Source organism: Sinomonas sp. G460-2, assembly GCF_047759905.1.
Taxonomy (GTDB): Bacteria; Actinomycetota; Actinomycetes; order Actinomycetales; family Micrococcaceae; genus Sinomonas.
Map to the genome: position 1 here is coordinate 1 of NZ_JBKZWT010000151.1, position 8651 is coordinate 8651.

12 protein-coding genes are annotated in these 8651 nt (G+C 69.4%); 7 read left to right on the forward strand and 5 right to left on the reverse strand.

Annotation, left to right across the window (positions count from 1 at the left end; translation table 11 throughout):
• The 3 genes from ACLN58_RS13840 to ACLN58_RS13850 form a co-directional block, all read right to left on the reverse strand.
• On the reverse strand, window positions 1-744 hold a 744-nt coding region (locus ACLN58_RS13840), incomplete at its 3' end, for an SURF1 family protein (protein WP_415855850.1).
• A gap of 1 nt (window position 745) precedes the next feature.
• Window positions 746-976: a hypothetical protein gene (locus tag ACLN58_RS13845; RefSeq protein WP_415855851.1), complete on the reverse strand. Its 231-nt coding sequence runs from the start codon at window positions 974-976 to the stop codon at window positions 746-748.
• Between the two features lie 11 nt (window positions 977-987).
• On the reverse strand, window positions 988-1497 hold the full coding sequence (locus ACLN58_RS13850) for a DUF3099 domain-containing protein (RefSeq protein ID WP_415855852.1): 510 nt from the start codon (window positions 1495-1497) through the stop codon (window positions 988-990).
• Between the two features lie 193 nt (window positions 1498-1690).
• Between ACLN58_RS13850 and ACLN58_RS13855 the strand changes: the two genes are divergently transcribed.
• Window positions 1691-2416, forward strand: coding sequence for a beta-ketoacyl-ACP reductase (locus ACLN58_RS13855; RefSeq protein WP_415855841.1), 726 nt, complete (start codon window positions 1691-1693; stop codon window positions 2414-2416).
• A gap of 34 nt (window positions 2417-2450) precedes the next feature.
• On the forward strand, window positions 2451-3218 hold the full coding sequence (locus tag ACLN58_RS13860) for an SDR family oxidoreductase (RefSeq protein WP_415855842.1): 768 nt from the start codon (window positions 2451-2453) through the stop codon (window positions 3216-3218).
• Window positions 3219-3297: 79 nt separating this feature from the next.
• On the opposite strand, the gene serB is transcribed toward ACLN58_RS13860, so the two are convergent.
• Window positions 3298-4176 carry a phosphoserine phosphatase SerB gene (serB, locus tag ACLN58_RS13865; protein ID WP_415855843.1) on the reverse strand — a complete coding sequence of 293 codons (879 nt, stop codon included), beginning with the start codon at window positions 4174-4176 and terminating at the stop codon, window positions 3298-3300.
• A gap of 66 nt (window positions 4177-4242) precedes the next feature.
• Here serB and ACLN58_RS13870 point away from each other — a divergent pair, with 66 nt between their 5' ends.
• The 5 genes from ACLN58_RS13870 to ACLN58_RS13890 all read left to right on the forward strand — a co-directional run bounded on the left by ACLN58_RS13870 (window position 4243) and on the right by ACLN58_RS13890 (window position 8215).
• Window positions 4243-5046, forward strand: a complete 804-nt coding sequence (locus ACLN58_RS13870; protein ID WP_415855844.1) for an ABC transporter ATP-binding protein — start codon at window positions 4243-4245, stop codon at window positions 5044-5046.
• Window positions 5047-5048: 2 nt separating this feature from the next.
• Window positions 5049-5846 (forward strand): sulfite exporter TauE/SafE family protein, encoded by a 798-nt coding sequence (locus ACLN58_RS13875; RefSeq protein WP_415855845.1) that lies wholly within the window; start codon window positions 5049-5051, stop codon window positions 5844-5846.
• Window positions 5843-6649 carry a TrmH family RNA methyltransferase gene (locus ACLN58_RS13880; protein ID WP_415855846.1) on the forward strand — a complete coding sequence of 269 codons (807 nt, stop codon included), beginning with the start codon at window positions 5843-5845 and terminating at the stop codon, window positions 6647-6649. The genes ACLN58_RS13875 and ACLN58_RS13880 overlap by 4 nt, the downstream gene beginning before the upstream one ends.
• Before the next feature lie 138 nt (window positions 6650-6787).
• Window positions 6788-7045 carry a type B 50S ribosomal protein L31 gene (locus ACLN58_RS13885; RefSeq protein WP_415855847.1) on the forward strand — a complete coding sequence of 86 codons (258 nt, stop codon included), beginning with the start codon at window positions 6788-6790 and terminating at the stop codon, window positions 7043-7045.
• Window positions 7046-7156: 111 nt separating this feature from the next.
• Window positions 7157-8215, forward strand: a complete 1059-nt coding sequence (locus ACLN58_RS13890; RefSeq protein WP_415855848.1) for a biotin/lipoate A/B protein ligase family protein — start codon at window positions 7157-7159, stop codon at window positions 8213-8215.
• Here the strand turns inward: ACLN58_RS13890 and ACLN58_RS13895 are convergent.
• Window positions 8212-8651: ERAP1-like C-terminal domain-containing protein (locus tag ACLN58_RS13895; protein WP_415855849.1), on the reverse strand; the 440-nt coding region annotated here is incomplete at its 5' end. The genes ACLN58_RS13890 and ACLN58_RS13895 overlap by 4 nt on opposite strands.

Below are 8651 nucleotides of genomic sequence, written 5' to 3' on the forward strand. Positions count from 1 at the left end.
TTCAGCGGCGGCGTCGATCGCCCGGTTCCGAGCCTGCTGGCGCGCGGCGTACCCGAAACCGATGAACATGAGTACCCCGAACGCAAGCCACTGCAGGGCGTAGGAAAGGTGGGTCCCGTCGTCGGGCTGCGGCTTGGGGAGCGCGGTCGGAGTCGTTGCCGCGGCGGGCGTCTCGCTCGCCATGAGGCCGTACGAGCCAGTCAGGATCGGGTACGCGACCTGTCCGGCGTATGTCGACAGATCGATGGATGCGAGCTGGCCCGACGGGGCGCCCCGATCGAGGTTTGGCTCGCTCGGGCGCAGACGGACGACGACGGTCACCTCGCCAGAGGGCGGGGCCGGGACGGAGTCGGGACGGCCCTGCTCCTGATTGCCGATCGGGAGCCAGCCGCGGTCCACGATCACCGTCTGCCCCGAATCGAGCCGGAACGGGATCACGACCTCGTAACCGGGTTGGCCGTTGAGCGGACGGTTGCGGACCACGCGAGTGTCCCCGACCTGATAGGAGCCGTGAAGGCTCACCTGCTCCCACTCGTGATCGCTCGCGAGGTGCGTGAACTGATCGGAGGCCTTGGCGAACGGCACTGGGGCGGCGTCGTAGTTCCGATTCACGAGGTTGATGACGGCCTGGGCCTCGTCCAGCCGAGACATCTGCCAGCGGCTCAGGAGGACACACGCGACCGCGAACAGGATGGCGAGGCCCAGATAGGTCAGCCAACGGCGCGAAAAGAGGAAGCGATACACGTCAGTGCCCCTCATTCGCGGCGGGCTGGGCGTGCGGCACGGTCTCGCGCCAGAGCGAGCGCGTCGTGAGATAGTCCTCGAGCCAGTCGCGGTGCTCGTCACACGCGAGCCAGATCTTGCGGCGCTCCGGCGTGTGGATCCTGGGGTTGTTCCAGAGGAGTTCCCACGTGGCGGCGGCTCGGCAGCCCTTGCGCGAGCAGACGGCCGCCTCGGGCTCGTCTCCGGGCAGCATTCCCAGAAGACTCACGCGCTCCTCTTTTCGTTGTCCTGCTCGCGGCGAGTGCCCTGTTGCTCGTCAGCGTCGCTGCCCTCGTCCCGAGAGGCGCGCCCCGCGTCGTCGCCGCTAACCGCCGAGGCCGCATCGTCGTCGTCCGCGTTGTCCACGATCTCGCCGGGCAGCACCTCGCCGTCGCCGGACGCGGCGAGGCCGCCCTCGAGCTCGGCCACGGGAGGTGCGTCGATGAGCGAATCGCTTTCGGAGTCGGCCTTGGTCTGGGCGTTCGCGATCACCACCGCGACCCACGGAAGGAACACGGCGCCGATCGCGGCGAGCAGCTTGAACCAGCCGTCCACCACGAACAGCAGGATGATGCACACCATGCGGATGCCCATCGCCGTCGCGTAGCGGACCATGCGCTTGTGCATGTCCTCGCTGTGGCCCGGGGCAGCCGTCGTGATGCTGTGGACCTCAGGGTCCTCGGAGGTTCGATCCTCCTCAGGCTCCTGGTCGGCTCCGTTCGTCAGTCTTTCCATCACTCTCCCAGTCGATCCATTGTCCCACCGGCGTCCCGGCCGGGCGAATCTGGAAGGCGCCAGCGGCGTGCTTGACGCGCGGTAGGCGGCGGCGCGGCGCACCGGCGGCTAGGATTCTCGACAGACAGCGGCAGTCGGACGCGGTGCCCGCGCTCCGACCGCTTCGGCCCGACCACGACCCTGAAGGAGCACCGTGAGCACGGAAGCCCATACCCCGCGCAGCGTCCTCATCACCGGAGGCAACCGCGGCATCGGCCTCGCGATCGCGAAGGAATTCGCGGCCAACGGCGACAAGGTCGCGGTCACGTACCGCACTGCGTCCGAACTGCCTGAGGGGATCCTCGGCGTCCAGGCGGACGTCACGGACGAGGCGTCCGTCGATCGGGCCTTCAGCGAGGTCGAGGCCGCGCACGGTCCGGTCGAGGTCCTCGTCGCCAACGCGGGCATCACGAAGGACACCCTCCTCCTGCGCATGAGCGAGGCCGACTTCACGTCCGTCCTCGACACGAACCTCACGGGCGCGTTCCGCGTGGTGAAGCGCGCGTCGAAGGGCATGATCCGCCTTCGCAAGGGCCGCGTGGTGCTCATCTCCTCAGTCTCCGGGCTCTACGGCGCGCCGGGGCAGATCAACTACTCGGCGTCGAAGGCGGGCCTGGTGGGCCTCGCGCGGTCGCTCACCCGCGAGCTCGGTTCGCGCGGGATCACGGCGAACGTGGTCGCGCCGGGCTTCATCAAGACGGACATGACCGCCGAGCTGCCCGAGGACACGCAGAAGGACTACCTCTCGCGCGTTCCCGCGGGCCGGTTCGCCGAGCCCGAGGAGGTGGCCGAGGTGGTGCGGTGGATCGCGAGCGACGAGGCCGCCTACATCTCCGGCGCGGTCATCCCGGTCGACGGCGGCCTCGGCATGGGCCACTGAGCCCACTAACAACTTCACGACGGAAGGAACTCACATGACTGAGCAGGGAACGGCGCCGGGAGCGTCGCTCGCAGGCAAGACGGCGATCGTCACCGGTTCGTCGCGCGGCATCGGCGCGTCGACGGCCAAGATCCTCGCGGGGGAGGGCGCCGCCGTCGTCATCAACTACCGGCAGAAGGCGCCGCGCGCGAACAAGGTCGTCGCGGAGATCGAGGCCGCGGGCGGCCGCGCGGTCGCCGTGGGCGGCGACCTCACCAACGCGGACGACGTCGATGCCCTCGCCCAGGCGGCGCTCGACAGCTTCGGTTCGCTCGACGTCCTCGTCCTGAACGCATCCGGCGGCATGGAGAGCGGCCTCGGCGAGGACTACGCGTTGCGGCTCAACCGCGACGCCCAGGTCAGCATGCTCAAGGCCGCGGCCGAGCGCATGAAGCCGGGCGCGCGCGTGGTGTTCGTCACGAGCCATCAGGCACACTTCATCGACTCGATGCCCACGATGGACGCCTACGAGCCCGTGGCCCGGTCCAAGCGGGCCGGCGAAGTCGCGCTGCGCGAGCTCATCCCGTGGCTTGAGGAGAAGGGGATCACGTTCGTGGTCGTCTCGGGCGACATGATCGAGGGCACCATCACGGCGACGCTTCTGGAGCGCGCTGCTCCCGGGGCGATCGAGTCGCGCCGCGAGGCCGCCGGGAAGCTGTACTCGGTCGACGAGTTCGCGGCCGAGGTCGCGAAGATGGTCACCGCCGATGTCCCGACCGGCCACACCGAGTTGGTGGGCGGCGCGGAGCACTTCACCGGCTGACCAGAGACCCGCAAGGTCCCGCCAAGGACCCGCAACCCCAGGGACGGGACCCCGCAACGTTGTGGGGTCCTGTCGCGCCTCAGACTCCCGCGAAGTACCGGATCACGTCGAGGTACGGGAGTTCGACAGCGGCGTCGGCCACGGCGCGCACGGCCGGCTTCGCATGGAACGCGACGCCCAGCCCCGCAGCCCCGAGCATGTCGAGATCGTTCGCGCCGTCGCCCACGGCGACGCACGCCTCGAGCTCCACGCCGCGCTCGGCGGCCCACGCCCGAAGGCTCTGCTCCTTGACGGCCCGATCCACGACGTCGCCAATTACCCGCCCGGTCAGGACGCCGTCGACAATCTCGAGTTCGTTCGCGCGCCAATAGTCCAAGCCCAAGCGCTCGGCGAGCGGCGCGAGGATCTGGTTGAAGCCGCCCGAGACGACGGCGACGGCGTGCCCCGCCGCGTGATACGCCTTGACGAGCTCCTCGGCGCCCGGCGTGAGGAGCACGGCGTCGCGGACGTGGTCGATCACCTCGACCGGCAGCCCCGCGAGCGTCTGGACTCGGGCGTGGAGGCTCTGGGCGAAATCGAGTTCGCCGCGCATCGCCGCCTCCGTGACGGCCGCGACCTCGGCGCGCTTCCCCGCGTGCTCGGCGAGCAGCTCGATGACCTCCTGTTGGATGAGCGTCGAGTCGACGTCCATGATGAGGAACTTCCGCTCGGCTTCGCGCACGCCTGCCGGCACAAGCGCGGCATCGGCCTCAGCGAGGCCCGCGAGCGCCTCGCGTGCGTCGCCAAGGCGCGCCGAGTCAAGCTCGACGCTGGCCGTCAGAACTTCGTACCGCGCGTCGCCCGCCGCCTCGAAAGGCCCGACGACGGCGCCCACCCGTGCGAGGAGCGTCGCCGCGGCGACGCCCGCCTCTGGGGAAAGCGCGCGGGCAGAGAGAACGAGGGCGAAGCGGGATGGCATAGCCGCGATTCTACCGAGGCCGGATGCAGTTCGCCGACGGCGGAAGTCTGCAATAGGGTCTTCTTCATGAGCAATGTTCTCCAGCTGACTGGCGTCAGCGTGGTCCGCGGCGCCAAGACGCTGCTCGACGGCATCGACTGGCAGGTGCGCGAAGGGGAGCGCTGGGTTGTGCTCGGCCCCAACGGCGCCGGCAAGACCACGCTCCTCCAGCTCGCGGCGGCCCGCATGCACCCAACGAGGGGAACCGTCGGCGTCCTCGACGAGACGCTCGGCAAGGTCGACGTCTTCGAGCTGCGGCCGCGCATCGGACTCGCCTCCGCGGCCCTTGCGAACCATATTCCCGAGCATGAGAAGGTGCTCAACGTCGTGGTCACTGCGGCCTACGGCGTCACGGGCCGCTGGCGCGAGCTCTATGAGAAGGACGACGAGCGCCGCGCGTTCCGCCTCCTCAACGAGTGGGGCATGGGGCCGCTGCTCGGCCGAGTCTTCTCGACGCTCAGCGAGGGCGAGCGCAAGCGCGTGCAGATCGCCAGGGCGCTCATGACGGACCCCGAGCTGCTCCTTCTCGACGAGCCCGGGGCCGGCCTCGACCTCGGCGGCCGCGAGGAGCTCGTGTACAAGCTCAGCGAGCTGGCCCAGGACGACGTCGCGCCCGCCCTCGTGCTCGTCACGCACCACCTCGAGGAGGTCCCGCCGGGCTTCACGCACGCGCTCCTTCTGCGGGACGGAAAGGTCGTGGCGCAGGGCGAGATCACGAGCGTCCTGACGGAGGAGAACCTGAGCGAGACGTTCGGCATGCCGCTCGACGTGACGGCCAACGGCGGCCGGTACACCGCGGTGCGTCGGGCCACCGCGGCCGCCGCAGTCTGATCGTGGAGTTCTGGCGCGAGCTTCTCGTCTTCATCGGCGGCCTCTGGGCCGGAACGATCAACACGATCGTCGGCTCGGGGTCACTCGTGACGTTCCCGATCCTCGTCTCGCTGGGTTTCCCGCCCGTCAATTCGATCATCTCGAACGCGATGGGCCTCGTGGCCGGAGGCTTCTCCGGTGCGTGGGGCTACCGGCGCGAGGCGGCGAGCGCGCGGCGCACGCTCCTGCGGCTCCTGCCCGTCTCGTTTCTCGGTGGCCTGCTCGGCGCGTACCTGCTCCTGCACCTGCCTGAGAGCGTGTTCGGCTACGTCGCCCCGATCCTCATCGTCGTCGCGATCCTCCTCGTGATCTTCCAGCCCCGCCTCTCTGCGTGGGCCAAGCAGCGCCAAGCTCTCACGCATGTGACCCCGGAACAGGCGGACCACCAGAAGCTCCCGATGGTCCTCTACGTCCTCACATTCCTGATCGGCGTTTACGGCGGATACTTCACGGCCGCGCAGGGCGTTCTGCTCATGGGGGTCCTCGGGATCTTCTTCCACGGGACGCTCCAGCAGTCCAACGCCATCAAGGTGATCCTGAGTCTCGTCGTGAACCTCATCGCGGCCGTCTCGTATCTGCTCCTCGCGTTCGACCGCATCAACTGGCTCGTCGTCCTCCTCATCGCCGTCGGCTCCCTGCTCGGCGGGTTCCTCGGCGCGGGCATCGGGCGCCGCATGTCGCCCACCGTGCTGCGCGTCGTCATCGTGATCCTCGGCGTGGTTGCTCTCGTCAACATGATCGGGAAGCTTGTGGCCGCGTGAGCGCGGTGCGGATCGACGGCGCCGACGATCCGCGCGTCGCCGACTACACGCATCTCACCGACGTCCACCTCCGCAAGGTCCGCGAGCCGGCCGAGGGCCTCTACATCGCCGAATCCTCGCGGGTGCTGCGGCGAGCGCTCGCGGCGGGACACCGTCCGCGCTCGTTCTTCCTCGCCGACAAGTGGCTCGAGGGCCTCGGCGACGTCCTCGAGGCCCACCCGGACGTCCCCGCGTTCGTCGGTTCGCCCGAGCTTCTCGAGGAGATCACGGGCTTCCACCTCCATCGCGGCGCGATGGCGGCGATGCACCGGCCGGCGCCCGTCCCCGTCGAGTCGCTCCTGGCCGACGCCCGTCGCGTTGCCGTGCTCGAAGACATCACCGACCACACGAACGTTGGCGCGATCTTCCGTTCGGCCGCTGCCCTCGGCGTCGACGCCGTGCTCGTCACGCCGAGGTGTGGGGATCCGCTGTACCGCCGCAGCATCCGTGTGAGCATGGGCACGGTGTTCCAGGTGCCGTGGGCCCGCCTCGACGAGTGGCCCGCGGGCGTCGGGACGCTGCGCGATCTTGGCTTCACCGTCGCCGCCATGGAGTTGACCGAGGACGCCGTGGACGTCGACGCCCTCGCGGCGCGGGACGTCGAGCGGCTCGCGCTCGTCCTCGGCACCGAAGGCGCGGGCATCCTCCCGGAGACGCTCGACGCCGTCGACCTCGCCGTGAAGATCCCGATGCGCGCTGGCGTCGACTCGCTCAACGTCGCCGCGGCGAGCGCTGTCGCGTTCTGGGAGCTGCGCGCGCGGTGAGCTCGGGCCCACGCAGCCGCGCCCGCCCGCGGGAGGAGGCGCCGCCGTCGTGCTAGGATTTATAGCTGGTCCTCCAACCGGGAGGACGTTCACACCTGGCCTCTGGCAAAATCCAGGGGCGTAAGCAAAGGGCCCATTGTGAAGTCTGACATCCACCCGAAGTACGAGGCTGTTGTCTTCAACGACCTCGCTTCTGGCGTCAAGTTCCTGACGCGCTCCACCGTCTCCTCGGACAAGACCATCGAGTGGGAGGACGGCAACACCTACCCGGTCATCGACGTCGAAATCTCCTCCGAGTCGCACCCGTTCTACACGGGCAAGCAGCGCATCATGGACTCGGCTGGCCGCGTCGAGCGCTTCAACGCGCGCTTCAAGAACTTCGGCAAGAAGGCCTAAGGCCTCCTGCCGCCAGCAAGGCGCCGTCCCCCACGGGGCGGCGCCTTTGCTTTTTCGCACGCCTGGACCCTCGGCCCGAGCGCGTCCGACGGCGGGACTAGGCTTGGTGCCGTGGCTGAACATCACGGCGAATACAAGGTTCCGGGCGGCAAGCTCGTCGTCGCGGACCTCGCGACGGAGAGCGGCGCGATCACGTGGGCGAGCATCAATGGGGACTTCTTCCTCGAGCCGGACGAGGCCCTCGCCGACATCAACGGGGCCCTAGTGGGTCTCTCAACGGATTCGCCGAACGCCACGATCAGCGCGGCCGTCGCGGAAGCGGCCGGGCCGGGAACGGTCATGTTCGGCTTCGACCCCGAGTCCGTTGCGGTCGCGGTGCGCCGCGCGCTCGGCCACGCGACGACGTGGGCCGACCATGACTGGGAGATCATCCCGCCACAGCCCCTGCACATCACGGAGCAGGTCGCACTCGACGAGGTCCTCACGCGCGAGGTCGGGGAGGGCCGCCGTAATCCCACGCTCCGGCTGTGGGACTGGGACGAGCCGTCGGTCGTGATCGGGACCTTCCAGTCGTACCGGAACGAGGTCGATCCCGACGGCGTCGCGCGCCACGGGATCACGGTCGTGCGCCGCGTGAGCGGGGGCGGGGCGATGTTCATGGAGGCCGGGAACTGCATCACGTACTCGCTGTACCTTCCGACGTCCCTCGTCGACGGCCTCTCGTTCGCGGACTCGTACCCGTTCCTTGACGCGTGGGTCATGGAGGCGCTCTCCTCGGTGGGCGTCAAGGCGTTCTACAAGCCGCTCAACGACATCGCGACGGATGCCGGCAAGATCGGAGGCGCCGCGCAGAAGCGCTTCGGCAACGGGGCGATGCTCCACCACGTGACCATGAGCTACGACTTCGACGCCGCCAAGATGACCGAGGTGCTGCGGATCGGCCGCGAGAAGATCTCGGACAAGGGCATTTCGAGCGCGCAGAAGCGCGTGGACCCGCTCAAGCGGCAGACGGGTCTCGCCCGCTCGGCGATCATCGAGGAGATGATGGCCACGTTCGAGCACCGCTACGGCGCCCGCCGCACCGTGCTTTCCGCTGCGTCACTCGGGGCGGCGCGCGAGCTCGCGGCGTCGAAGTTTGCCACGCACGCGTGGCTGCACCGGGTGCCCTAGCCTCGCTGTGACCTCGCCTGAGCCGCCAGCGCCCGGCGCAGGTGGTCGCGCTGCTCGGTGACGATCCTGCGGAGTGCCGCCGGAGCAGCGGCATGCGCAGCGTGCCAAGAGTCCGTGCGGAGCAGGAGGGCGTTCTCCTCGGGAGCCTCCCCGGTGCCTAGCGACTCATCGGACGGGAAGAGGCCCCGCACGATCCGGCTCGCGATCTCGTTGGACCGCTCGCCCCAGACCCGCTCGAGCAACGCGAAGTAGCGCTCCCTATAGGCCGCGCGCAGCGAGTCCGGGCCGAGCGAGAACCCCTCGACGGTGGCGCCGAGAAGCTCGTTCGAGAGCGACTCCGACTCGATCACGGCGTTCCATGCGGCGTGCTTCGCCTCGGCGGTGGGCCGCGCGGCGACGGCGAGGGCGTAACCAACGCGGCCGCGAGCGGTCGCGT

Excerpts from the sequence above, each read along its gene's own strand:
- ACLN58_RS13870 (WP_415855844.1), top strand. The coding sequence starts at position 4,243 with ATGAGCAATGTTCTCCAGCTGACTGGCGTCAGCGTGGTCCGCGGCGCC.
- ACLN58_RS13860 (WP_415855842.1), top strand. The coding sequence starts at position 2,451 with ATGACTGAGCAGGGAACGGCGCCGGGAGCGTCGCTCGCAGGCAAGACG.
- ACLN58_RS13850 (WP_415855852.1), bottom strand. The coding sequence starts at position 1,497 with ATGGAAAGACTGACGAACGGAGCCGACCAGGAGCCTGAGGAGGATCGA.
- ACLN58_RS13845 (WP_415855851.1), bottom strand. The coding sequence starts at position 976 with ATGCTGCCCGGAGACGAGCCCGAGGCGGCCGTCTGCTCGCGCAAGGGC.
- serB (WP_415855843.1), bottom strand. The coding sequence starts at position 4,176 with ATGCCATCCCGCTTCGCCCTCGTTCTCTCTGCCCGCGCGCTTTCCCCA.